We start from the raw sequence: 24,301 nt of genomic DNA, 5'->3' as shown, positions 1-24,301 counted from the left end.
TTGGCTTTATAACTTTTAATTAGCAAAAATTAGGATTGTTTTTGGAAATTTACCTCAAATTTAACTGTAAGGCAAAACAGTTTTTATCTTCTTTAGTGATGCTAAAAACAATAACATCGTCTGAAACATTTTCATGAATCATAACTTGATCGCGCAATGAAAGTTCTTTCATGAAATTCATTTCGAAGCTTTTTATTTTTTGCTTCAAAATGATGTTTTCATCTACCAAATCCATGCACCATTCCAGATATTTGACATTATTAACATGGTTGACAATATCCAAATCAGACAAAATAACGGTTTTACTAAAAACTTCTTCTTTTTCAGGATTGATTTCAATTTTTGAAAATCCTTCTTGAGTAGCTTTTAAATCCGGGAATAATTCAAAATGATCGTGTGCCAATGTTAATAGTTCAGGACGACGTTTTTTAGTATTAAAAACCGCCCAAAAAGTCTCGCAACCCACCATTTTTTTACCATTGACATACATTTCTAAAGCACGTACCGAACGCGAATTTTCCAAACTGTTAATCCATGTTTTTACCGTTACGGTATCTTTCCATTTTGGCAAATCGCTAATTTCTACTCGCATTCTGCTCAAAACCCAGGCTTGGTCAAATTCCTGCATATCAGTAAAACTGATGCCTCCAATTTCAGAATGCGCTGCTGCTGTAAGCTGTAAAAGATTACACAATTCAGTATATTTTAAGTTTCCCGATGGCAAACATTGAGTAAAATTGATTTCAAAATCTTTACTTAATACAGAAGTGAAATTAGAATCTATTGGCATGGAGATTTATGAATTTAGATTTATGATTTTTGTTTCAAATTGATATAATCAATTATTTGATGTATTGGTGTTTCAAAATGAAACCATTTGGTGTTTTCATCTCGTTTGAACCAAGTGAGTTGGCGTTTTGCAAAACGACGGGTGTTTTTCTTGATTTCTTCGATGGCAAATTCTAAAGAGAATTCCTTGTCAAAATAACTAAATAATTCTCGGTAACCGACGGTTTGCAGTGCATTTAACTCCTTATTTGGATACAAACTTTTGGCTTCCTGAAGCAAACCTTCATTCAGCATAATGTCTACGCGTTGGTTGATACGGTTGTACATCACATTTCTTTCGGCTTCAAGGCCAATGAGGATAGGAGTGAAGCTTCTTTCGTTTTTCTTTTGGTTTAAAAAAGAAGAATAGGCTTTTCCTGTTCCAATACAAACTTCTACAAATCGCATCATACGTTGCGGATTGAGTAAGGTTTGCGGATTTTCGAGATTAATTTTTTCGAAATAATCAGGATCTCGTTTTTTTAGCTCTCCCTGTAAATAAACGATACCTAGTTTTTCGTATTGCTCATTGACTTCTTGGCGTACAGCCGAATCAATTTCAGGGAAATCGTCAAAACCTTGCAAGATAGCATTGACATATAATCCGGAACCGCCTACTAAAACCACATAATCATTGGTTTTGAACAATTCTTCAATGGTTGCCATGGCTTCTTTTTCGAAATCGCCTACGGTATAATTTTCAAAAATAGATTTGTTTTGGATAAAATGATGCTTTGCAGCAACCAATTCTTTTGGATTTGGAACAGCAGTTCCAATAGTCATTTCCTTAAAAAACTGACGGCTATCACAAGAAACAATTTCGCAATTGTAATGATTGGCTAATTGAATACTCAAAGCAGTTTTTCCTATGGCTGTAGGCCCGATTATGGTAATTAGGTGTTTCATATTTGGTTTCTAGGGAAAAACAAAATTTTTAACAAGTTTTGTGCTTGTGCATTAATGACAATATAGTCTTTTTTCTAAAAATGAATAATCTTTAAGGATTTGTTTTTTCTAATGTAAGCTTGAATAATTCGTTGTGTATCCCGATTATTTTCCATTGGAATTAGGATATTTTTTAGGATATCGACATTGGTAATCTGATAGTTCAAATCATAAAAAGCATAGCCTTTATAAACACCATTTTCGACTAATATGGCACTTCTTTCATTGATATTTCTTCCCCGGTCAATAACAATCATGTTTTTATTGTCGAAGCTGTTTTTATCAATGAAACTTTGAATTCTTTCGTTGTATTCTGAGCTTGGAATTTTACCCACACAGGCGCCGTCACATTCGTTAATAGTATGTTGAAAACAATGGGTTTTGGTTTCATATAAACCTGTTAATTTTTGGCACAAATGGTAATTGGCTGTAATACGAAACAGTGCATTTTTTCCATCAGCGGCATTCACATACGAAAGAATTTCTTTTTTTCTCCCATCGGTTTTTTGCAGTTTTAAACGCAAATAACCCTCGCTGTCTTTTTCAGAATAAATAGCCCATGAAAAATGATTCTTGCGAGCCATTCGGTTGTAAACGGGTTTGTTTATCTTAATTTCCTGAGCTTCTTTTATCAGTGCAATGAGTTCGTTTCCGGTTTCTTCATAAGTTACAGTAAAAACCTCCGCTTGGATTTTTTTAGCGCTTCTGGTGATTCCCGTAAAATGCTGATTGACTCTTTTTTTGATGTTTCGGCTTTTACCAATAAAAATTATTTTACCTTCTTCATTATGAATGTAATATACTCCTGTTTTTGAAGGTAAACTTCCAATAATATCTAATAGTTTTGGAGCAATACCTTTTTGTATTTCCGACTTGATTAAGCCAGTAATAATTTCTTTTTCCAGGTCTTTGTCCAATAACATTTTGAATAGCTTCACAGTTGCCATGGCATCACCGCTGGCACGATGTCTGTCGGCCATTGGAATTCCTAAAGCACGGACTAATTTCCCCAGACTATGCGAAGTTTGTTCAGGCAATAGTTTTTTGGATAATTCAACGGTACAAAGCGTTTTGATATTAAAATCATATCCTAAACGGCGAAATTCAGTTCGAAGAATGCGATAGTCAAAATCGGCATTATGAGCCACTAAAACACAACCTTCTGTCATTTCAATGATGCGCTTAGCCACTTCATAAAATTTAGGTGCCGAATGCAACATAGCATTATTAATCCCAGTCAATTTAACTACAAAGGGTTGAATGGGAATTTCAGGATTCACTAAACTGATGAATTGATCAACAATTTGATGACCATCAAACTTATATATAGCAATTTCAGTAATTCCTTCTTCGTTGAATTGCCCTCCAGTGGTTTCTATGTCTAATATTGCGTACATGTTGAATGTCAATTTCAATATCAAAAATCAATAGCAATGACAAAAATCAATGTCAATTCTTAAAAATTGAAAATTGTTATTGCAATTGATTTATTTCTTGTTGTTTATCATTTTTGAAGCGATTGCGATAAGTTCTTCAACTTCCGTCAAAAGCCATTTTCTTTCTTCTGAATCTCCTGCTTTTATGTAATCAAGAATTTTTAATGAATTTCTAGATTCTTTAAGTTCTTTTACAACTAATGAAACTTTGAAAATAAAATCTTTACTAGATATTGTACCTTGTGCTTCACCATAATTAAGTGCGGCACTTCCAGAAGATCTAATTAATTGATTTTTATAATAATCAAGTTCGAATGTTTTATCTAATTTTCTAACAAAGAAAATACTTTCGCCAGCAAATCGAACTAATCTGTCTTCTAAATTATAAATTTTGTCAAAATGAGGCTCGTTTACTTCCATTTTTCACTGTTATTGAAATTGACATTGAATTTTGTTATTGCAATTGCTATTGATAATTGCGATTTCCAAAGATACTGCTTCCTACTCGAATCATCGTACTACCACATTCAATAGCTAATTTATAATCGCCTGACATTCCCATGGACAAAGTTAGAAGTTTGAAGTTAGAAGTTAGAAGTAGGTTTGTTTTGTCAAAAATAGATTTCAAATGTGAGAATTCTTTTTTGATTTGCTCTTGATTATCCGTAAAAGTAGCCATCCCCATTAAACCCACAATTCGGATATTTTTAAATCCTTCTTTGTTATTTTGAACGAAATTAAGAATCTCGTTTAATTCTTCTTCATCTAAACCAAATTTAGTTTCTTCTTCCGCAATGTGTATTTGAAGTAAACAATCAATTACACGATTGTGTTTTTGAGCTTGTTTGTTGATTTCTTGTAACAATTTAAAACTATCCACGCCATGAATTAAACTCACATATTCAACCATGAATTTGACTTTATTGGTTTGAACGTGACCAATCATGTGCCATTGAATGTCTTTGGGCATTTGCGTCCATTTTTCGGTCATTTCCTGAATTTTGTTTTCACCAAAAATCCTTTGACCTGCATTGTAAGCTTCCATCAAATCAGCAACGGGTTTGGTTTTAGAAACCGCTACCAAAGTTACTTGTTCGGGTAAATTGTTTTTTATAGACAGTAAATTTTCTGCAATTGACATTGTTGTGTTTTTTTAATTCTATTGGAATTGTTTAGAAACTTTCTCTGCTTTTTTACTTTCTCTGTAATCATAAAATCCTTCTCCCGATTTTACGCCTAATTTTTTAGCATTGACCATGTTAACTAAAAGTGGGCAAGGAGCGTATTTTGGATTTTTAAAACCTTCGTACATCACATTTAATATCGATAAACAAACATCAAGTCCAATAAAATCAGCTAGTTGTAAAGGTCCCATCGGATGTCCCATTCCTAATTTCATTACGTTGTCAATTTCGCTCACTCCAGCTACTTTGTTATATAAGGTTTCAATGGCTTCGTTAATCATAGGCATCAAAATTCTATTGGCAACAAAACCGGGATAATCATGGGCTTCAACAGCTGTTTTTCCTAATTTGGATGCTAATGTCGTTATGAATTGGGTTACTTCATCGCTGGTGTTGTAACCGCGAATGACTTCTACCAAAGGCATTAGGGGGACAGGATTCATAAAGTGCATCCCAATTACCCGTTCCGGATGCGCGACTACAGCTGCAATTTGAGTAATGGAAATAGAAGAAGTATTAGTAGCAAAAATAGTGTTGTGAGAACAATATTCGTTCAGTTTTTTGAATATTTTAAGTTTTAAATCCAGGTTTTCAGTTGCCGCTTCAATCACTAAATCAGCACCAACCACACCGTCTTCAATATCAGTATAGCAAATAATATTCGAAATGGTTTTCATTTTATCTTCGGCAGTAATGCTTCCTTTGTTTTGCATTCTGTCCAAATTGGTAAAAATAGTAGTCATTCCTTTTTCCAAAGCTTCTTCGGAAACATCAATCAATTTTACGGTAAAACCATTTTGGGCAAAAGTATGAGCAATTCCATTACCCATAGTTCCTGCGCCTATTACTGCTACTATTTTCATTCAGTATTCGATTTATATTTAAAAAAATAAAAGTTACGAAACGTAACTTTTAAAATTTAATGTTTGTGTAAAAAAAATATTTATTTCTTGAAACAAGCTATAATTTGGTGTGCAACTCTTAAAGCTTCGGTAGCTTGATCCAGAGTTACAATTGGAGCTGTATTATTGACAATAGCATCAGCAAATGTTTCTAATTCGTCTAAGATGGCGTTGTTTTGTTGTACTTCAGGATTCGAAAAATAGATTTGTTTTTTTACTCCTTCGGCATTTTGTAAAATCATATCAAAATCGCCGGGAACTTCAGGAGCATCTTTCATTTTTACGACCTCACATTTTTTCTCTAAAAAGTCAACGGAGATGTAAGCGTCTTTTTGGAAGAAACGTGTTTTGCGCATGTTTTTCATCGAAATTCGGCTTGCTGTTAAATTGGCAACACAACCATTTTCAAATTCGATTCGGGCATTGGCAATGTCTGGTGTGTCACTGATTACTGAAACTCCGCTGGCGCTGATGTTTTTTACTTTTGAATTGACAACACTTAAAATAACATCAATATCGTGAATCATTAAATCCAGAACCACAGGAACATCTGTACCACGCGGATTGAATTCGGCCAAACGATGCGTTTCTATAAACATCGGATTTTCAACCATATTTTTCGTAGCAATGAAGGCGGGATTAAAACGTTCTACGTGTCCTACTTGTCCTTTAACATTGTATTCGTTTGCTAAGGCAATGATTTCTTCGGCTTCTTCGATGGTATTCGAAATGGGTTTTTCAATAAAAACGTGTTTTCCTGATTTGATGGCCGTTCTGGCGCATTTGTAGTGCGAAAGGGTAGGAGTTACAATATCGATTACGTCTACAGCATGAATTAATTTAGCAATAGTGTTGAAGTTAGTGTATCCAAATTCTTTTGAGATTTTTTCGGCGTATTCTTGATTTTCGTCATAAAAACCAACTAATTCATATTTTTCAGATTGTTGTAATAAACGCAAATGAATTTTTCCCAGATGACCAGCACCTAAAACTCCTACTTTTAGCATGATAATGTATTTTTAACAAAAATAGGAAATTCAAATTAAAATATAGAAAAATTGATTTGGATTTTGGATATTGCTTTTTGGATTTTTTACTGTTATTTTTACAAAAAAATAAACTCCCAACATTGAAAGATACAGCAAAACATCAAGGACTTCGTAATCAATTAGTAAGCACTTTAGAACAAAAGGGAATTACTGATTTACGTGTGCTTGATGCGATAAAAAAAATACCAAGACACCTTTTTTTAAACTCCAGTTTCGAAGCTTATGCGTATCAGGACAAAGCATTTCCAATAGGTGCGGGGCAAACTATTTCGCAACCTTATACGGTAGCATTTCAAACTCAGTTATTGGAAATAAAAAAAGATCATAAAGTTTTAGAAATAGGAACAGGTTCGGGCTATCAAACGGCTGTTTTGTGTTTGATGGGGGCTAAAGTGTATAGCATAGAAAGGCAAAATGAGTTATTCAAACAAACTTCGGCTTTATTGCCAAAATTAGGTATTAGACCTAAACATCTTTCTTTTGGAGACGGATATAAAGGCTTGCCAACGTATGGTCCTTTTGATAGTATCATTGTCACTGCTGGAGCACCTTTTGTTCCGCAACCATTAATGGCTCAGTTGAAAATAGGAGGACGATTAGTGATTCCGCTAGGAGAAGAAGTTCAAATAATGACGTTGCTTATTCGAAAAAATGAAACACAGTTTGAAAAACACGAATTAGGGAAATTCCGATTTGTTCCTTTATTAGAAGATAAAAATTAAAGCTTTTAAAATTAATTAAAAGCTTTTTTTATTCTGTCCAAATCTCGTTTGGTATCCTGTTCTTTCAAAGATTCGCGTTTATCGTAGTTTTTCTTACCCTTACAAAGACCAATTTCCAGTTTCGCAATTCCTTTTTCATTGGTAAACAATCGTAAAGGGATAATGGTTAAACCTTTGGCTTGTACACTTCGGGCAAGACTTTTTAGTTCTCGTTTGTTTAAGAGCAATTTTCTTTCGCTTCTGGATTTGTGATTGAATTGGTTTCCAAAGGCGTATTCTTCTATATAGGTATTAATGGCAAAGAGTTCAGTGCCACTAAATTCACAAAAACTTTCGGTAATATTAGCTTTTCCTAATCGGATAGATTTGATTTCAGTTCCTGCTAGCACAATTCCAGCAGTGAATTTTTCGATTATTTCATAATCAAATCGAGCTCTTTTATTAAGTATGTTGACAGTTTTTAGCATAAGAATGCAAATGTAGGAACAATTACTAAAATTCCACAATTTTTTAATGAAATTGATATAAATTTGCTTTATGGAAAAACAAACTTCAAATGACCCGCTTCACGGGATGACTTTAAAAGCAATATTGGAAAAATTAGTTGATTTTTACGGATTTGATACTTTGGGCGAATTAATAAAAATCAAATGTTTTACAGATAAACCAAGTATAAAATCAAGTTTGACTTTTTTGAGAAAAACCGATTGGGCTAGAAAAAAAGTAGAAGAATTATATGTTCAATCTTTAAATAAATTGGGTTAATTTAGTTTATAAGAAATCATAATGCCTCCTCTATACGGAAGCCATTCACCACTTTTATTGTAATGTTCGACTGATTCATATCTTCCGGGTGTGCCATCAGTATAATACCCTTTATAAAAACCCTGATGCCATCCACCACCTAAGAAAGCATCTAAAACGAATTTGTCGCTTAGTTTTTTATGATAACCTATTGTTGCCCCTATACGGTATCCCAATCCTTCTTCATATTTATTAGTTCCCCAATAATTCCATTTTTGTAATTTATAAATGTCTGGACCAGAGTGAAAACCCACATATATCCCATTATATTTTTCTTTAAAATGATAGCGATATTCTGGTGTTAACATGATAGTTTGCATTGGTTTTCCATCAAAAGATTTCCATAAAGAAGCAAAAACATCAACACTAAAAGTTGATTTAGCTCCAATACTTGTTTCGACTCCAATTTGAGGAACACCAACTAAAGCCGAAAGCCCGTTAAGTTTTATGTAGGTTTGAGCTGTAGTAGCCAATGATAATAGAAGAAAGAAAGAAAATAAAATTGCTTTTTTCATTGTGTTTTTATCTGACAACATTGTTTGTTGTTGTCAATTTGGGCGTAAATATATGTTTTTGTTGCTGCTCTATTTATTATAATTATGTTAATTTTAAAAGTAAAAAACTGATAATTCGGAAAGCTTTAAATTGTTTCTATCGTAAATTTTGAATTAAAAACTTCATTTGCTTCGATTATTTGGATTCCTTCTTTTTCGAAAATATTTCCTGTAGATTCATCAGTATCTGAATAACCGTACCAAGGTTCAATACAAATAAAAGGAGCGTCTTTTTTAGTCCAAATTCCTAAATGGGGAAATCCTTGAAAATCAACTTTTAGAAAAGGATTTTGTTTTTTTAGAATAGTTAAGCTTCTTGATTGTAAGTTTTTAAAAATCAAAGCGTCATTTTCAAATAATTTATAGTTTAGTTTGACTAAGTTGTCTTTTGTTTCTAAAATTTGCGTTTTATTCGAAATTAAATCATTCTCCAAAAGGTTGTAAACTAAGGCTTCTTCTTTTTCGAATTCAAGTTGATAGTCTTCAAAACTTCCATCTAAAGCAAAAGCTGGATGAGCACCAATGGAGAAAGGTAATTTTGATTGATTTTTATTAATTACTTTGTATGCAATGTTGAGTTTTTTGTCTTCTAATGAATAATGTATTTGTAATTCAAATTCGAAAGGATATACTTTTAAAGTTTCAGCTGATGATTGAATTGAAAAAGTAGCACTATCTTCCTTTTTATCTATCAATTCAAAAGTCATATCTCTGGCAAAGCCATGTCTGGATAATTGATATTCAGAATTATTTACTTTATAAGTATTCTTTTTAAGTGTTCCTACAATGGGAAACAAAATAGGTGAATGTTTTCCCCAAAAGGCTGGATTCCCTTCCCAGATGTATTCTTGGTCAGAATTATTACTTTTTAGAGAAAATAATTCGGCTCCTTTAGGATTAATTTTTGCGGTAATATATGCGTTGGAAATTGTAGTTGTCAAAATTGTAGTTGTTTTTAGATAAATTTAATATTGTAAATATATTTAATAAATTTTATTTAGTAATTACGAATGTAAAATCTTAAAATTTAATTAAAGCTCAAATTTAATTAAAGTAATGTCTGTTTTTTTTTATTAATTTGTTTTAAATTGGAAAAACATGAAAAACATTCGATCTGGAGCTATTTTTCAAATAGCAATATTCTTTGGAGCTTTATCTTTGCAGGCTCAAGAAACTTCAGTTGTAAAAACTACTTCTAACTATAATTATCATGATGCTTTTGCACCATTTTTTTATTCTAAAAATGGTACTGCAACACGTTCTGCAAGTGGTCAACCAGGAGCAGAATATTGGCAAAATCGCGCCGATTATAAATTGACAGCCACTTTAAATGAGAAGACCAATGAAATAATTGGTACCGATGTTATTACTTATACCAATAATAGTACGGATGTCATGTCTTTTTTGTGGTTGAATTTGGAACAAAATTTATTCAAAGCAGATTCCAGAGGAGAAGCAATAGTTCCTGTTACGGGAAGTAGAAGTGGAGGACAAGGGCAAATTTTTGATGGAGGTCATAAAATTAAATCAGTTAAAATAATTAAAATTGATAATAAGAAAGTTAATGATGTTGAAGCCAAGTATCTTATTACTGATACTCGCATGCAAATTTTTCTTCCTGAAGAGTTGAAATCAAAAGGAGGTAAAGTAGAGTTTAAAATCGAGTTTTCATATATTTCTCCTAATGAAGGTTCGGATAGAACGGGCGTTTTAGAAACTAAAAACGGTAAAATTTTTACTATTGCGCAATGGTATCCTAGAATGTGTGTGTATGATGATATTAGAGGTTGGAATACAAATCCTTATTTAGGTGCTTCAGAGTTTTATTTAGAATATGGCGATTTTGATATTGCTATTACAGCTCCTGCTAATCATATTGTGGTTTGTTCAGGAGAGTTAGTTAATCCGAAAGAAGTATATGATTCAGAAAATTTAAAACGCTTTTATGAAGCAAAGGAAAGTGAAAAAACGGTTGTGATTCATTCGCTTGACGATGTGTTGAAAGCTAAGAATTTGACAACTTCTGCTACTAAAACCTGGCATTATAAATTAAATAGTTCTCGTGATGTGTCTTGGGCTTCTTCGCCAGCTTTTATTTTAGATGGAGCTCGAATTAATTTACCAAGTGGGAAAAAATCATTGGCTTTGTCAGCGTATCCAGAAGAAAGTGCAGGGAATGAAGCCTGGGGGCGTTCGACGGAATTTGTGAAACATTCGATAGAAAATTATTCTAAAAGATGGTTTGAATATACGTATCCGGTAGCGACAAATGTAGCTGGTAATGAAGGGGGGATGGAATATCCCGGGATTGTTTTTTGTAGTTGGAAATCCAAAGGGAAAAGACTTTGGGGAGTTACAGACCATGAGTTTGGGCACAATTGGTTTCCAATGATTGTAGGTTCTAACGAACGTTTGTTTGCCTGGATGGATGAAGGTTTTAATACTTTTCTTAATTCGTTAAGTGATATTGATTTTAATAATGGAGAGTTTAAAGAAGAAAAAGACGATATGCACGAAAGTGGTGCTTCTTATACTGATCCTGAATTAGAACCAGTTTTGACTTCGCCAGATAATATGAAAGAAGCTAATATTGGAGATTTGTGTTATTCTAAACCAAGTTCCGGATTAGTGATTTTAAGAGAGCAAGTTCTTGGAGAAGAACGTTTCGATTTGGCTTTCAGAACTTATATTAAGCGTTGGGCTTTCAAACATCCTACTCCAGATGACTTTTTTAGAACAATGGAAAATGTAGGAGGCGAGGATTTGAGTTGGTTTTGGAGAGGTTGGTTTCAAAACAATTGGCGTTTTGATCAAGGTGTGAATTCGATAAAATATGTAAAAAACGATCCTAAAAAAGGTGTTTTTATAAGCATTGAAAATTTTGAAAAATTGCCAATGCCAGTGGTGATAGATGTTAAAACGAAAAGCGGAAAAGTAGATCGTGTAAAATTACCCGTTGAAGTTTGGCAAAAAAATGTAGCATGGACTTTCAAACACAATTCAACTGAAGAAATAGAAAGTATTACTCTTGATCCTGATCATGTATTCCCAGATAGTAATGAAGCTAATAATGTATGGACTGCAGAAAAAGGCAAGGTTGAAAAAGACGTGGTTTATGATGCTTATTTAGGTACATTTTCTAACCCAAGAGTACCAATTAAAATTGTTGTATCAGAAAAACACACTTTGTTGAATGTAGAAATCACCGATTATCCTGAATTCACAGTAGATACTGTTGGAAAGGATGAATTTGAATCTAAACGTGCTGGTGTGAAAATCAAATATAACGAAGACAAAACAGGATTTGATTTGATTATTGGAGATTCAAGAACAATTCCTTTTACAAAACAGAAATAATTACAAGAATATTTGAGTATCAAACGGCTATTGGATTTCAATAGCCGTTTTTTTTCTTCACCCTAACCCTCTCCAAAAGAGAGGGAGCTAAAAAAATAGATTGTTTATAATTCTAAATGGGATTATATCTACAAAATTTTTGTTTGCTAAGCTTAAAAAAATGTACTTTTATACCGTTTATTATTTCAAATTAGTCCAATAAAAATTGAACAAAATGAAATATATAACGGCATTACACTATAAACAATTGAACTAAAGTATAATAATTGGTGTCATTGTTTTTTATTTGATTACTAATTTTTCAATAACTTCATTTTGGATAAAAAGATTACAATTGCAATTGATGGATTTTCTTCTACAGGAAAAAGTACTTTGGCTAAACAATTGGCTAAAGAATTAGGTTATGCTTATGTTGATACAGGAGCTATGTATCGTGCCATTGCTTTTTTTTCGATGGAACATGGATATATTAATTCTGATTTTTTTGATAAAGAATCTTTAATAAATTGTTTGCCAAGTATTCGCCTTCAATTTCAATTTAATACCGATTTAGGTTTTGCTGAAATGTATTTGAATGATGAAAATATTGAAAAGCAAATTCGCACCATTGAAGTTTCTAATTTTGTGAGTAAAGTAGCCGAAATCCCTGAAGTTCGAACTAAATTAGTAGAACAACAACAGGAAATGGGCAAAAACAAAGGCGTTGTAATGGATGGAAGAGATATTGGAACGGTTGTTTTTCCTGATGCCGAACTTAAAATATTCATGACGGCAAGTCCTCAAACACGTGCTCAAAGACGTTATGACGAATTAATTCAAAAAGGAGACGCTGTTACTTTTGAAGAAGTCTTTAAAAATGTAGAAGAGCGTGATTATATCGATACGCACAGAAGTAGTTCGCCATTAGTAAGGGCTGAGGATGCTATAGAAATTGATAATTCTAATCTAAGTCGAGAGGAACAATTTGATTTGGTTTTAGACTTAGTTCGACAAGAATCTTGATGATGAAAAGTAAAAAAATGAGTTAGCGTTTATCTAACTCATTTTTTTTAGTTAACAGCTTATTTTATGCTGATTAGTTTTGGCGTTTTTGGTTTTGCTTCTTCTTTTTTAGGGATTGTGATAGATAAAATTCCATTTTCATATTTGGCTGAAATTTTTTCATCATCCACTAGTTCAGGAAGAGAGAAAGAGCGGCTAAAAGACTGGTAACTGAATTCTTGTTTGGTTATTCTTTCCCCATCTTTGAGCTCATTGTTTAGTTTTTTTTCTGAAGAAATAGTTAATAAATCATTATTCAGTTCAATTTTGAAATCTGATTTTTCAAAGCCTGGTGCAGCCACTTCAACAAGAAAGGAATCTTTGTTTTCTTTGATATTCAAAGTAGGTAAAGTAGTGTTGGTCATTGAAAAATTGTCTCTATTCCAACCTTCAAAATCATTATTAAAAAATCTGTCAAATAGACTAGGTAATTGGTTTTGATATCTAACAACTGTCATAATAATTAATTTTTAAGTTAAACATTTTTCAAATAATATACAAAGAAAATACCATTTGCAATAAACTGACAATAAGTTAGTTGTTTTGGTTTTAGGAGTTTTTTGTTTCTGAAAATTTTGATAATTTTTAAGAAAGAAATGTCATTTTTTCAGTTTGTAAATTGTTGAATTAGTAGGTATTACTCACTGTTGTAGGCACGGAAGGTATTTCCTAGCTAATGGGTTACAAATCCGCGCTATCTGGCACTATGAAGTTGCTTTAGTATTGTATATTAAAAAGACCATTGGTAAAAAGAAGTTCATTTGGACCGCCATTTTCATAAATAGTTCCTGAAAAAGTGCCTTTTAATATTCTAGCTTCACTGTTGGGAAGTATTTCAATTTTAAAATTAACATCACTGCTTGGATAATAGATATACTCATTATCTTCAGAATCAATATACCACGAATGATGAACAGTTGTTTTTCCATCTTTTCGTTTAACAGCGGCAAAATAAAATTTTTCTACAGGGTATTCATTTTCTTTCCAAGTTTTAATTATCAAATTCGAATATTCATCAGGTTGTCCTTGATTAAAGACTGTTTCAATTACTATAGGATCTTGAAATATTTTATATTTTCCATTTATTTTCATTTGAATCGATTGCGGAATATCTGTTAAAGGCTCGTCTGCATTGTCATTACTGCAGGAAACTAATAACGAAAAACACCAGAGTAATAAGAGAAGTTTATGTTTCATAATTTAAATTTTATTGTTGATTCATTATTCCAATTGCAAAGGGATTGTGCTTATTTGCTCACTGTTGCGGGCACGGAAAGCATTTCCGCGCTATCGGGGTTATTTTTTGAATTTTCTAAACGCCTGTATTGTTTGAAAGATACCATATGAAACAAATGCTCTACCAAAAAAATCCCATATATAAAAAAAGGTTTTTGGCTTTTCATTTTCTAAGTATTCTATTTTGTGAGTGGGAGTCATAAAATTAAAGTAATATTTTATACTTTCAAAAAATGCTTCTTTTGTCATATTCTGAAGACTAAAATAATAGTTTTCTGTTGCTATAAGAGAAAAATAGAAAAAAATAAGTCCAATTGAAAAAGTGAATAAAATTGCTCTTAAATATGATTTTCCGTGATTGTTTGAAATATAATTTAAAATGAGGATTATAAAATTTTGAATTGAATCCTTTTCAGGATTCTTACGAAATACTTTTTTCTTTAATTGATGATAATATGTTTCTTGTTCAAAAGTTGAATATTTCAAATAATCTATAGAATTACTTTGGTCGATAAAATGCTTTTTTAAAATTCTGAATGTTTCGCGCTTGTTTTTTTCGACAATAATACCTTCACTTGAAACATAATCTTCATAAAGTCCTTCGTCTTGTGTGTCAGGATTACATTTAAAATTTGCTATTGTAATATCAAAAGGACTAATGGTTCCACTAATAATAGCAACTGATAAATCTAATCCTTTGTTAAACTTTGTACCTCTGAAAATTATTAATTTTTCTATTAAAGAATATGTAAATAATACATTTTCTTTAAATACAGTTGTTGAAAAAACAGTTGTTTTAAGAAAGTCCGTTTTATAAAAAATAGTCTTCTGAAAAAAAATAACACCCCAAAAATCTGCTAAATCATTGAAAACTGTATTTCTGAATTCAACTTTTTTTTCAAAATGTGACGAATAAAATCTTACTTTTTTAATAAACTTGCAATTGCTGAAGCTTACATCAGATTTAAATTTACAATTACTAAAATTTGCATTTTCACCAATATGTTGATTAATTTTTAATGGCTTATTAAAAATGCAATTATCAACTAATATAACACCTAAAGGATAATCAATTATTACTTCAACATTAATTACGCAATTGTTTAATTGTACATTAGTGAAACCATCGTGTCTGTTTTTTATGTTATTCTTGAATTCTTCTAAAGTATTTATTTCTTTCACATATTGATATTTAGTGTTTTGGGTATAACTTGTGCTTGACTCGTATATACTCGCTATGAAGTAGCGATAATCTACCCAAAATAGGATGTATAGTCGCTACTGAGTATTACATTATTATTTCTCAAATATATCAAAATATCTTTACAAAAGTAGTTTTGAAAACAAAACGCCCTAAATAGCCCTGATCGAGCCGATATCCTCGAATCTCGTTTTTTGGAACGAGATGAAGAGATAGAACGGACAGCAGGAGGGAAGTACTTTGAAAACCAATTTATTGTGCTCCTAAAAAAGGGAAAAAGCGTATAAAAGAGCTTGAGTTTGGGTTTAGTGGTGATTATCAGTGGTATTTGTTTTGCAGTTACATAAAAAAGAATTAATTTTGCAGTCCTTTTGGTGAATAAGAGTTTCCTTTAGGTATCAACTAATTATACAAACAACTTCTGTTGTTTTCTATCACATTAAGAAACTCGAGAGAATGCAGAATACAAATTTTTTATCAGCATGTCTGAACAAATTAAATCACAAGAAGAGTTTTTAGCAAATTTTAACTGGCACAACTTTGAAGAAGGTATTGATGCAGTAGATGAAAAAAACTTACTAGAATTCGAAGAATTAGTATCAAAAACTTTCATTTCTACAGATCAAGAAGAAGTAGTTGAAGGAGTTGTAGTTAGAATTACTGATAGAGACGTTATCGTTGATATCAATGCTAAATCTGAAGGTGTTATTTCATTAAATGAATTCCGTTACAACCCAGCTTTAAAAGTAGGTGACAAGGTTGAAGTATTAATTGACATCCGTGAGGATAAAACAGGTCAATTAGTATTATCTCACCGTAAAGCACGTACTATTAAATCTTGGGATAGAGTTATTGCAGCTAATGAAACTGGAGAAATCGTTAATGGTTTCGTTAAATGCAGAACTAAAGGTGGTATGATCGTTGACGTTTTCGGAATTGAAGCGTTCTTACCAGGATCTCAAATTGATGTTAAGCCAATTAGAGACTACGATGTTTATGTAAATAAAACTATGGAATTCAAAGTGGTAAAAATTAACCACGAATTCAAAAATGTTGTTGTATCTCACAAAGCTCTTATCGAAGCTGATATTGAAGTACAGAAAAAAGAAATCATCGGTCAATTACAAAAAGGACAAGTATTAGAAGGTGTTGTTAAAAACATTACTTCTTACGGTGTATTTATTGACTTAGGTGGTGTTGACGGATTAATCCACATTACTGACCTTTCTTGGTCAAGAATCAACCACCCATCTGAAGTTCTTGAATTAGACCAAAAATTGAACGTTGTAATCCTTGATTTTGATGATGAGAAAACAAGAATTCAATTAGGATTGAAACAATTAAACGCTCACCCATGGGATGCATTAGATGCTAACTTAACTATTGGTGATAAAGTTTCTGGTAAAGTAGTTGTAATCGCTGATTACGGTGCATTTATCGAAGTTGCTGAAGGTGTTGAAGGTTTAATCCACGTTTCTGAAATGTCATGGTCTACTCATTTACGTTCTGCTCAGGATTTCGTAAAAGTAGGTGATGTTGTTGAAGCAGTTATCTTGACTTTAGATAGAGACGATCGTAAGATGTCATTAGGTATCAAACAATTATCTCAAGATCCATGGACTGATATTACTTCTAAATACCCTGTAGGTTCTAAACATTCAGGTATCGTTAGAAACTTTACAAACTTTGGTATTTTCGTAGAATTAGAAGAAGGAATTGATGGATTAATCTACATCTCTGACTTATCTTGGACTAAGAAAATCAAACACCCATCTGAATTTGTAAATGTTGGTGAGAAATTAGACGTAGTTGTATTAGAATTAGATGTTGACGGACGTAAATTATCTTTAGGTCACAAACAAACTACTGCTAATCCTTGGGATCAATACGAAGATTCTTTCGCTGTAGGAACTATCCACAATGGTGAAATTTCTGAAATCGTTGACAAAGGAGCTACTGTAGAATTTGGAGATGATATCGTTGCTTTCATTCCTACTCGTCACCTTGAAAAAGAAGACGGAAAGAAATTGAAAAAAGGTGAATCTGCTGATTTCAAAGTAATCGAATTCAACAAAGAATTCAAAAGAGTTGTTGCATCTCACACCGCTATCTTCCGTGAAGAAGAAGAGAAAAATGTGAAAGCTGCTACTGAAAATACTTCATCTGCATCTACTACAAACGCACCAGCTGCAACTTTAGGAGATAACAATGATGTATTAGCTGCATTGAAAGCTAAAATGGAAAAATCTGAGAAAAAATAATTTTCTGATTCTTTAAATACGAAAGCCTCACAGTAATGTGAGGCTTTTTTTTTGGTGCTGTTATTTTTGGAGCTTCTTCCTGCTGTTCGCTATATCTTTTATTTTGTTCCCTTCGACAAGCTCAGGGAATAAAATAAAAAGGATGTCGCTTCCATCAGCCTGTCGGCAGACAGGTCAGGGCTAGAGTTTGTTTATGTATAGTCTATTCTGTGTTTTTTAGACTAATTTGAAGTTTGCTATATCTTTTATATTGTTCCCTTCGGCAGGCTCAGGGAACAAAAATAAAAAGGATGCCCTTAGCATTAGAAAACTAATTACACCTGGAAAGTTTTTATTAATGTCTTTTGGCATACATATCAATTTGATTTTAAAAGGATAATGATTTGTGAGCAAAATTTGAAGAAAAATAATTTCTTATATTTTTTTGAATATAGAAAACCTCACAGCAATGTGAGGTTTTTTTATACAATTCAATCTGTTTTTTTGATATTCTTGATGCATTATTTCTTACATTAGCATTAGCTTACCCCCAAAATCTAATTTAAAAAGTACAGTATGATGATAAAACTACTCTCTTTTATAAAAGACAACTTTATAAAATGCTCAATTCTTTTTCTATTCTTTTTATCATCAAACAGTTATTCTCAGTGTGCTGGTGTTGGTACTACTATAACAATTTGTGATATTCAAAATCCAGCCAATAAAAATATTAATCTTTTTAGCCTTTTGGGTGGAAGTCCAACCGCAGGAGGAGTTTGGGTTGATAACTCAAAACCACTGGAAGAAAGTGTTTTTAATGGGATATTAGATGCACAAAATATAAAGAACAGTGGCGTTTATACCTATACTTATGTTCTGGACCCTTCAGTATGTACAAATAATACAGCAACAATAACCGTTAATATTGGTCCTTACACAGGGGTGCCAAGTCCTAATGTTTCTACTTGTAGCGATATTGAATTGTTCAATTTGTTTTCAATTTTTGATGGAACAAAAGTTGCTCCCCAACAAAATGGAACATGGAGAGATAGCAATGGTGTTGCTTTATCAGGCAATACAGTTAATCCAAAAGCATTAGCAGAAGGGAATTATTCGTATACTTATACCATTCCAGCTTTAGCTACTTGTCCAGCACAATCATCTACAGTTTCGATAACTGTTTTTAGAAAACCTGTATCAGGAACACCTACAAATTTAATTCTTTGTAGTACCGATAATTTGGCTGCCTATAAAAATCTAAATTTGACCGATAGATTATCAAATGAAGACACAGGAGGACGCTGGAGTGATTTATCTGGAACAAATCAGATAACCAGTACTGGTGATAATAGAATTGACGTAGAAAATATTTATAATACTTTTGGGGCAGGAACCTATAATTTTATGTATACTGTTTTATCTCCTAATCCAATTTGTACCAATTCTCAAACTACAGTTCAGGTTATTATTGAAGAACCATTGAATTTTACCGGAAGTACTCTAGTTGTGAATTCCGATATTTGTGAAAATGAAATAGCTACTGCAACTTATACAGCAGTCTTAAGAAAAGGACCACAAGCGATTCCTAATGGGAGTTATGATGTTAGTTACAGAATTTCTAATGGAACTACTACAAATAACATAACCGTTAACGGTAATTTTGTAAACGGTACTTTTACTTTTAATGTTAATCCTATTTATTTACAGGCTGTAGGAAACTATACTTTTACAATTACAAATATTATTAATAAAGCCAGTCGTGGAGCTTGTACTAACATTCTAGGCACAATTTTAGATGTTTTAACCATTTCTCCTTTGCCAAAAATTAATACTGCTACAGTAAAAATAGATCCAATATGTAAAGGATTGGCTGCCCAAGTGGAAATTTCAGGAAGTACGAATTTAACAAATGGAACTTATAGAATAAACTATAATTTATCAGGGGATAATTCGGCTACAAACCAACAATTGGATATTACGGTCACTAATGGCGTGACACTTTTTGCAATACCAGCTAATTTGATTCCGAATGTTGGAGTAAATACAACATTCAGTATTACTAATATCACCAATTTAACGACTGGCTGTACAAATACTTCGACTTTGTCAAAAGTATTTACGGTTAAACCTTTACCAAATGTTTCTGCTGTTGTTTTAAATATTAATAACATCTGTTTGAATCAAAGTGCTACTGTTCAGCTTTCCGGATTGGGAACTTTGACTAATATTACTTTAGATTATACATTATCTGGTGCAAATATTCTTTCGAATCAAAATAGTACCCTTGTAGTCAATGCAGGGAATGCCAGTTTTACAATTCCTGCTTCAGCATTTACAAATACTGGAAATACAGTATTCACATTGAATTCTATATTGGATAATTCGAATGGTTGTGCTGCTCTGGCTTTGAATAAAACAAAATCATTTTTGGTAAATAGTATTCCTGTTAATCCAACAACTAATAATTTTAGTTTTTGTAAAAATGATTTGAAAACAATAGCTAATTTAACGCCTAGTGGTTCGCAATACCAATGGTTTGATTCGGTTTCAAGTACTACAGCTTTAAGTGCTTCCACAGTTTTAGTTACGGGGAATTATTATGTAAAAGAAGTGAATTCGACGACAGGATGCGAATCGGGACGAACAGTAATTGGGGTAACGATTAACGAATTAGACACACCAATATTGGCTACTGATGGACAAAAATTTTGTGGATTAGACCAACCTAAAATTCAAGATTTAAGTAATAAAACAACTGCGGATGATGCCTTAGTTTGGTTTGATGCTCTTCAAAACGGCAATCAATTGGTAGCCAATGTACTTTTGAAAGAAGGAATGACTTATTACGGATATGATTATTCAAGTTCAACTAATTGTTATTCGAATGCTTTAGAAGTTACAGTTTCACTTTCTAATTGTGATGTTACTCCTGACTTTTTTATTCCTGACGGATTTTCACCAAATGGGGACACTAAGAATGATACGTTTAGAATTCCAAAAATTGAATTTATCTATGCTGATTTTATTTTAGAAATTTACGATCGCTACGGGAATTTACTTTTTAGAGGAAACCGCGATAAACCAGAATGGGATGGTAAAAATTCGGATTATAAAATAGGAATTGATGGTATAGCGCCAAACGGAGTTTACTTTTATGTACTTCATTTAAATAAAGGAAGTAGAAAACCAGTTCAAGGAAGACTATACCTAAATCGATAGTAGATTTTCATTACATTAAACTAAATTTCGAATGAAAAAAATAATATTAAGTATCAGTTTTTTATTATTGATAATAAAAGTCTCAGCACAGCAAGATCCTGAATATACACATTATATGTACAACATGAATGTTGTCAATCCGGCTTATGCAACGGGTACTCAGGCTATGTTAGATCTGGGCGTTTTATACCGTTCTCAGTGGGCTGGATTAGAAGGAGCGCCTAAAACATTTAACTTTTTTGGACATATTCCTTTGAATAAAAAGGTAGAAATGGGGCTTTCGATGATTTCAGATGATATCGGTGATGGTGCTAAAAAAGAAGATAATTTCTACGCTGATTTTGCCTATGTCCTAAACATGAGTAGTACCGCAAAATTGTCTTTGGGATTAAAGGCAGGATTTACTTCGTTTAAAACGAATTTTAATGGTTTTAAATTTGAAAGTGGCGATTCTTCTACCGATATGGCATTTTCTGAAAATGTAAATAATATTTTTCCAAACATTGGAGTAGGAGCCTATTATTTTACCGATAATTATTATCTAGGATTGTCAGCGCCTAATTTATTTTCGTCCAAACATATCGAAGAGCGTTCAGGAATTAATGCTTTTGGGTCTGAGGAAATTCATGTGTTTTTTACAGGAGGATATGTTTTTAACTTGTCGGATTCCTTTAAGTTAAAGCCAGCTTTTATGACTAAAATTGTTAAAGGTTCGGCTGTTTCATTAGACCTTTCGGCCAATGTCCTGTTTAATGAAAAATTCGAATTGGGGGCTTCTTACCGATTTGATGATGCAGTAAGTGCTTTAATGAGTGTTGCAGTTTCGCCTAGTATTAGAGTAGGTTATGCTTACGATTATACGACTTCTAATTTAGGACAGTTCAACTCAGGAACACATGAAGTTTTTATGTTGTTTAATTTAGATTTACTGGGCAAAGGATATGATAAATCACCAAGATTCTTTTAATATGATAGCAATGAAAAGAATATACCTCATTTTAATTGTACTCAGCATACAATTTACACAAGCGCAAACACAGGATTTACAAAGGGCAAAACGCTTGTTTGAAAGAACCTATTACAGCGAAGCAATTCCTCTTTACGAAACGATTTTAAATCAAAATCGCTCTTTTGAAGTAGTGAAAAATCTGGCTGATAGTTATTATTACACCAATGATTATGCAAATGCACAAAGACAGTATCGTTTTTTGATTTCGAAATTTCCAGAAGCTGCAACTGCGGATTATTATTTTAAATATTCGCAAACCTTAAAAGCATCTGGAAATTATGAAGAGTCGAATAAAGTAATGCGTGATTACTTTTTAACTTCAAATAATCAAAAAGCCATAGAAAAGCTTGATAAAGATAATCTGGTTTTAGAAAATATCTCGGCTTTAGGGAATCGTTTCGATATAAAAAATATGGTAATTAATACGCCAAATTCTGAATTTGGAGCCATGCCATACGGAGAAAAATTGGTTTTTTCAGCAGTATTAAGAAAGCCTCATACTTTTGAAAAAGTGTACAAATGGAACAACGAAAGCTATCTGGACTTAATGTCGGTTACGCTTAAAAATCCTAAAATCGATTCGATTAAGAAATTCTCTATCGAATTAAATACTCCATTGCATGAGTCTAATGCTGTTTTTACTAAAAACGGAAAGACAGTGTATTTTACACGCAATAATTCTAAAGATGGTATAAGAGCTAAAAATGAAAATAAGGTTTCGATGCTTCAAATTTTTAAAGCCGAATTAATTGATGGAAAATGGAGAAATGTAACCGCTTTGCCGTTCAATAGCGATAACTATTCAGTGGAACATCCTGCATTGAGTAATGATGAGAAAACATTGTATTTCGCTTCGGATATGCCGGGTTCATTAGGTTCTTTTGATATTTATAGTGTGGCTATTTTAGGTTCTGATTATGGTACGCCCAAAAACCTTGGTCCAACGATTAATACCGATAAAAAAGAGCAATTTCCTTTTGTTTCCAAAGACAACAAATTGTATTTTTCTTCGAATGGTCATGCAGGTTATGGCTTTTTAGATGTTTTTGTTTCAGAAATTAAGAATAATGAGTTTACGACTCCATTAAACATTGGTTTACCAGTTAACTCAGGATATGACGATTTTTCATTTGTAATGGATTCAGATAGTCATCAGGGGTATTTTGCTTCGAATAGAAAAGGAGGAAAAGGAGGAGATGATATTTATGAAATCAGCGAAATTCAGCCTTTGGTGGTCGAAAATTGCATGCAGTATATTTCAGGTGTGATTACTGATGTTGATTCTAAGCTTCCTTTGGAAAAGGCAAAAGTAAGCTTGCAAGATGCCAATAAAAAGGAAATAGAAACTACTTTAACTACTACTGATGGGCGTTTTAGTTTTTCGGTAGATTGCGAAAAAAGTTATACTGTTCATGCTTCGAAAGGAGATTATACCACAGCTTCAAAGTTCTTGAAATTGTTTAAGGACAGAAAGAAAATAAATGACGCTTCTTTGTCTTTAAAATCGATGAAAGCCATTAAAAAAGAAGAATTAGCTATTGAGCAACAAAAGAAAAAAGAAGCATTAGCGGCACTAGAGCTAAAGAAAAAAGAAGCTGCAATTATTGCTGAAAAAGCGAAAGTTGAAAAAGAAACAGTGGCTAAAAAAGCTATCGTAGAGGCTGAAATCAAGAAAAAAGAAAAAATTGCCACTATTGTTGCGGCTGAAAAAGATATTGTAAAAGACAAAGAAAGATTAATTATTAAAACCGATCCTATTTACTTTGATTATGATTTATGGTACATTCGAAAAGAATCAAAACCGATTTTGAATAGAGTAATTGAATTGATGAAAAAATATCCTGATATGGTGGTTGAAATAGGTTCACATACGGATAATCGTGGAAATGCAAAATACAACTTAGATCTTTCTTCTAAAAGAGCCACTTCTACCAGAGAGTATTTTATTAGTCAGGGAATTCCAGCGAAACGAATTTTTGCTAAAGGTTATGGTGAGACTGTTCAAATTATAAAATGTGAGCCAAGTGAATCTTGTAGCGAAGAACAACAAGAATTAAACAGAAGAAGTGAGTTTGTGATTAAGAATTTATAACAATAATAAAACGGTTGAAACGCTATTAAAACCAGAGAATTTAAAAACTTTGCAAACCATTTTGACCTATCATGTGGTTGCAGGAAAAATGAATGCTTCTGATATTGCAAAAGCTATTAAAGCAGGAATAGGGAAAGCTACTTTGAAAACGGTAAGTGGTGGTGCTTTGACCGCGTGGATGAAAGGACAAAAACTATACATCACTGATGAAAACGGATCAATCAATTGCTGATGTGAACCAGTCTAATGGAGTAATCCATGAAGTTATACCATTTTATTGCCAAAATCATAGTTGTTTGTTAAGTTTAAATTGTTAATAACGAAAAACCCATTCGCCGCGGCGAATGGGTTTTTTTAGGCACATTCAGAAGTAAGTTAACTTTTGAGTAAAAAATAAAAAAATGACCGATTTTGATTTTTCAATCTTGGTCATTTTGATTTTTCGAGGTTCTTCATGGATTTTTTTAGGTTGAAAAATAGAT

The 24,301-nt window shown here is 32.4% G+C and carries 21 protein-coding genes and 1 pseudogene; 9 read left to right on the top strand and 13 right to left on the bottom strand.

The window, feature by feature from the left end:
• Window positions 1-49 precede the first annotated feature (49 nt).
• From GTZ96_RS05065 to GTZ96_RS05035, 7 genes are all read right to left on the bottom strand, one after another.
• The gene (locus tag GTZ96_RS05065) at window positions 50-790 is read right to left on the bottom strand and encodes an acyl-[acyl-carrier-protein] thioesterase (RefSeq protein ID WP_161641521.1); all 741 of its coding nucleotides are present in this window, start codon (window positions 788-790) and stop codon (window positions 50-52) included.
• A 20-nt stretch (window positions 791-810) separates the two neighbouring features.
• Complete coding sequence (gene miaA, locus GTZ96_RS05060) at window positions 811-1,734, bottom strand: tRNA (adenosine(37)-N6)-dimethylallyltransferase MiaA (RefSeq protein WP_161641519.1); 924 nt, start codon at window positions 1,732-1,734, stop codon at window positions 811-813.
• A gap of 74 nt (window positions 1,735-1,808) precedes the next feature.
• Window positions 1,809-3,170, bottom strand: coding sequence for an exonuclease domain-containing protein (locus tag GTZ96_RS05055; RefSeq protein WP_161641517.1), 1,362 nt, complete (start codon window positions 3,168-3,170; stop codon window positions 1,809-1,811).
• Window positions 3,171-3,260: 90 nt separating this feature from the next.
• On the bottom strand, window positions 3,261-3,629 hold the full coding sequence (locus GTZ96_RS05050; protein ID WP_161641514.1) for a four helix bundle protein: 369 nt from the start codon (window positions 3,627-3,629) through the stop codon (window positions 3,261-3,263).
• Between the two features lie 46 nt (window positions 3,630-3,675).
• Window positions 3,676-4,350, bottom strand: a complete 675-nt coding sequence (locus GTZ96_RS05045; RefSeq protein ID WP_161641512.1) for a YggS family pyridoxal phosphate-dependent enzyme — start codon at window positions 4,348-4,350, stop codon at window positions 3,676-3,678.
• An 18-nt stretch (window positions 4,351-4,368) separates the two neighbouring features.
• Window positions 4,369-5,256, bottom strand: a complete 888-nt coding sequence (locus GTZ96_RS05040; RefSeq protein WP_161641510.1) for a 3-hydroxyacyl-CoA dehydrogenase family protein — start codon at window positions 5,254-5,256, stop codon at window positions 4,369-4,371.
• A gap of 80 nt (window positions 5,257-5,336) precedes the next feature.
• Window positions 5,337-6,302 carry a Gfo/Idh/MocA family protein gene (locus GTZ96_RS05035; protein ID WP_161641508.1) on the bottom strand — a complete coding sequence of 322 codons (966 nt, stop codon included), beginning with the start codon at window positions 6,300-6,302 and terminating at the stop codon, window positions 5,337-5,339.
• A gap of 122 nt (window positions 6,303-6,424) precedes the next feature.
• On the opposite strand from GTZ96_RS05035, the gene GTZ96_RS05030 reads away from it, so the two are divergent.
• Window positions 6,425-7,066 carry a protein-L-isoaspartate(D-aspartate) O-methyltransferase gene (locus tag GTZ96_RS05030; protein WP_161641726.1) on the top strand — a complete coding sequence of 214 codons (642 nt, stop codon included), beginning with the start codon at window positions 6,425-6,427 and terminating at the stop codon, window positions 7,064-7,066.
• A gap of 11 nt (window positions 7,067-7,077) precedes the next feature.
• Here the strand turns inward: GTZ96_RS05030 and smpB are convergent, their stop codons facing one another.
• Window positions 7,078-7,533, bottom strand: coding sequence for an SsrA-binding protein SmpB (gene smpB / locus GTZ96_RS05025; protein ID WP_161641506.1), 456 nt, complete (start codon window positions 7,531-7,533; stop codon window positions 7,078-7,080).
• A gap of 70 nt (window positions 7,534-7,603) precedes the next feature.
• Between smpB and GTZ96_RS05020 the strand changes: the two genes are divergently transcribed.
• Window positions 7,604-7,831, top strand: coding sequence for a VF530 family protein (locus GTZ96_RS05020; protein ID WP_161641504.1), 228 nt, complete (start codon window positions 7,604-7,606; stop codon window positions 7,829-7,831).
• Here GTZ96_RS05020 and GTZ96_RS05015 read toward each other — a convergent pair.
• Window positions 7,828-8,385 (bottom strand): DUF3575 domain-containing protein, encoded by a 558-nt coding sequence (locus GTZ96_RS05015; protein WP_161641502.1) that lies wholly within the window; start codon window positions 8,383-8,385, stop codon window positions 7,828-7,830. The two genes, GTZ96_RS05020 and GTZ96_RS05015, sit on opposite strands and share 4 nt — an antisense overlap.
• Window positions 8,386-8,510: 125 nt before the next feature.
• Window positions 8,511-9,365, bottom strand: coding sequence for an aldose 1-epimerase family protein (locus GTZ96_RS05010; protein WP_161641499.1), 855 nt, complete (start codon window positions 9,363-9,365; stop codon window positions 8,511-8,513).
• Between the two features lie 157 nt (window positions 9,366-9,522).
• Here GTZ96_RS05010 and GTZ96_RS05005 point away from each other — a divergent pair, with 157 nt between their 5' ends.
• Together GTZ96_RS05005 and cmk are read left to right on the top strand one after the other, a co-directional pair.
• Window positions 9,523-11,781: a M1 family metallopeptidase gene (locus GTZ96_RS05005; protein WP_161641497.1), complete on the top strand. Its 2,259-nt coding sequence runs from the start codon at window positions 9,523-9,525 to the stop codon at window positions 11,779-11,781.
• 315 nt (window positions 11,782-12,096) lie between these two features.
• Window positions 12,097-12,783, top strand: a complete 687-nt coding sequence (gene cmk, locus GTZ96_RS05000) for a (d)CMP kinase (RefSeq protein WP_161641495.1) — start codon at window positions 12,097-12,099, stop codon at window positions 12,781-12,783.
• A 59-nt stretch (window positions 12,784-12,842) separates the two neighbouring features.
• Here the strand turns inward: cmk and GTZ96_RS04995 are convergent, their stop codons facing one another.
• From GTZ96_RS04995 to GTZ96_RS04985, 3 genes are all read right to left on the bottom strand, one after another.
• Window positions 12,843-13,280: an Hsp20/alpha crystallin family protein gene (locus GTZ96_RS04995; protein WP_161641493.1), complete on the bottom strand. Its 438-nt coding sequence runs from the start codon at window positions 13,278-13,280 to the stop codon at window positions 12,843-12,845.
• Window positions 13,281-13,539: 259 nt separating this feature from the next.
• Entirely contained in the window at window positions 13,540-14,019 is a 480-nt protein-coding gene (locus GTZ96_RS04990) for a hypothetical protein (protein ID WP_161641491.1), read from the bottom strand.
• A gap of 99 nt (window positions 14,020-14,118) precedes the next feature.
• Window positions 14,119-15,240 carry a pentapeptide repeat-containing protein gene (locus tag GTZ96_RS04985; protein WP_161641490.1) on the bottom strand — a complete coding sequence of 374 codons (1,122 nt, stop codon included), beginning with the start codon at window positions 15,238-15,240 and terminating at the stop codon, window positions 14,119-14,121.
• A gap of 501 nt (window positions 15,241-15,741) precedes the next feature.
• On the opposite strand from GTZ96_RS04985, the gene rpsA reads away from it, so the two are divergent.
• From rpsA to GTZ96_RS04960, 5 genes and pseudogenes are all read left to right on the top strand, one after another.
• On the top strand, window positions 15,742-17,520 hold the full coding sequence (gene rpsA, locus GTZ96_RS04980; RefSeq protein WP_161641488.1) for a 30S ribosomal protein S1: 1,779 nt from the start codon (window positions 15,742-15,744) through the stop codon (window positions 17,518-17,520).
• A gap of 555 nt (window positions 17,521-18,075) precedes the next feature.
• Window positions 18,076-20,718, top strand: coding sequence for a gliding motility-associated C-terminal domain-containing protein (locus GTZ96_RS04975; RefSeq protein ID WP_161641486.1), 2,643 nt, complete (start codon window positions 18,076-18,078; stop codon window positions 20,716-20,718).
• A gap of 31 nt (window positions 20,719-20,749) precedes the next feature.
• Window positions 20,750-21,685: a PorP/SprF family type IX secretion system membrane protein gene (locus tag GTZ96_RS04970; RefSeq protein ID WP_161641485.1), complete on the top strand. Its 936-nt coding sequence runs from the start codon at window positions 20,750-20,752 to the stop codon at window positions 21,683-21,685.
• Between the two features lie 10 nt (window positions 21,686-21,695).
• A complete protein-coding gene (locus GTZ96_RS04965; RefSeq protein ID WP_161641724.1) occupies window positions 21,696-23,819 on the top strand; it encodes an OmpA family protein in 2,124 nt (707 codons plus the stop codon).
• A 10-nt stretch (window positions 23,820-23,829) separates the two neighbouring features.
• A pseudogene (locus tag GTZ96_RS04960) lies at window positions 23,830-24,111 on the top strand (fasciclin domain-containing protein); the annotation flags it as partial.
• Window positions 24,112-24,301: the final 190 nt, after the last annotated feature.

It is taken from the genome of Flavobacterium undicola (assembly GCF_009909155.2).
Lineage (GTDB): Bacteria > Bacteroidota > Bacteroidia > Flavobacteriales > Flavobacteriaceae > Flavobacterium > Flavobacterium undicola.
This window is presented reverse-complemented; position numbering and strand designations above follow the sequence as displayed.

Excerpts from the sequence above, each read along its gene's own strand:
- GTZ96_RS05065 (WP_161641521.1), bottom strand. The coding sequence starts at position 790 with ATGCCAATAGATTCTAATTTCACTTCTGTATTAAGTAAAGATTTTGAA.
- miaA (WP_161641519.1), bottom strand. The coding sequence starts at position 1,734 with ATGAAACACCTAATTACCATAATCGGGCCTACAGCCATAGGAAAAACT.
- GTZ96_RS05055 (WP_161641517.1), bottom strand. The coding sequence starts at position 3,170 with ATGTACGCAATATTAGACATAGAAACCACTGGAGGGCAATTCAACGAA.
- GTZ96_RS05050 (WP_161641514.1), bottom strand. The coding sequence starts at position 3,629 with ATGGAAGTAAACGAGCCTCATTTTGACAAAATTTATAATTTAGAAGAC.
- GTZ96_RS05045 (WP_161641512.1), bottom strand. The coding sequence starts at position 4,350 with ATGTCAATTGCAGAAAATTTACTGTCTATAAAAAACAATTTACCCGAA.
- GTZ96_RS05040 (WP_161641510.1), bottom strand. The coding sequence starts at position 5,256 with ATGAAAATAGTAGCAGTAATAGGCGCAGGAACTATGGGTAATGGAATT.
- GTZ96_RS05035 (WP_161641508.1), bottom strand. The coding sequence starts at position 6,302 with ATGCTAAAAGTAGGAGTTTTAGGTGCTGGTCATCTGGGAAAAATTCAT.
- smpB (WP_161641506.1), bottom strand. The coding sequence starts at position 7,533 with ATGCTAAAAACTGTCAACATACTTAATAAAAGAGCTCGATTTGATTAT.
- GTZ96_RS05020 (WP_161641504.1), top strand. The coding sequence starts at position 7,604 with ATGGAAAAACAAACTTCAAATGACCCGCTTCACGGGATGACTTTAAAA.
- GTZ96_RS05015 (WP_161641502.1), bottom strand. The coding sequence starts at position 8,385 with ATGAAAAAAGCAATTTTATTTTCTTTCTTTCTTCTATTATCATTGGCT.
- GTZ96_RS05005 (WP_161641497.1), top strand. The coding sequence starts at position 9,523 with ATGAAAAACATTCGATCTGGAGCTATTTTTCAAATAGCAATATTCTTT.
- GTZ96_RS04995 (WP_161641493.1), bottom strand. The coding sequence starts at position 13,280 with ATGACAGTTGTTAGATATCAAAACCAATTACCTAGTCTATTTGACAGA.
- GTZ96_RS04990 (WP_161641491.1), bottom strand. The coding sequence starts at position 14,019 with ATGAAACATAAACTTCTCTTATTACTCTGGTGTTTTTCGTTATTAGTT.
- rpsA (WP_161641488.1), top strand. The coding sequence starts at position 15,742 with ATGTCTGAACAAATTAAATCACAAGAAGAGTTTTTAGCAAATTTTAAC.
- GTZ96_RS04975 (WP_161641486.1), top strand. The coding sequence starts at position 18,076 with ATGATGATAAAACTACTCTCTTTTATAAAAGACAACTTTATAAAATGC.
- GTZ96_RS04970 (WP_161641485.1), top strand. The coding sequence starts at position 20,750 with ATGAAAAAAATAATATTAAGTATCAGTTTTTTATTATTGATAATAAAA.
- GTZ96_RS04965 (WP_161641724.1), top strand. The coding sequence starts at position 21,696 with ATGAAAAGAATATACCTCATTTTAATTGTACTCAGCATACAATTTACA.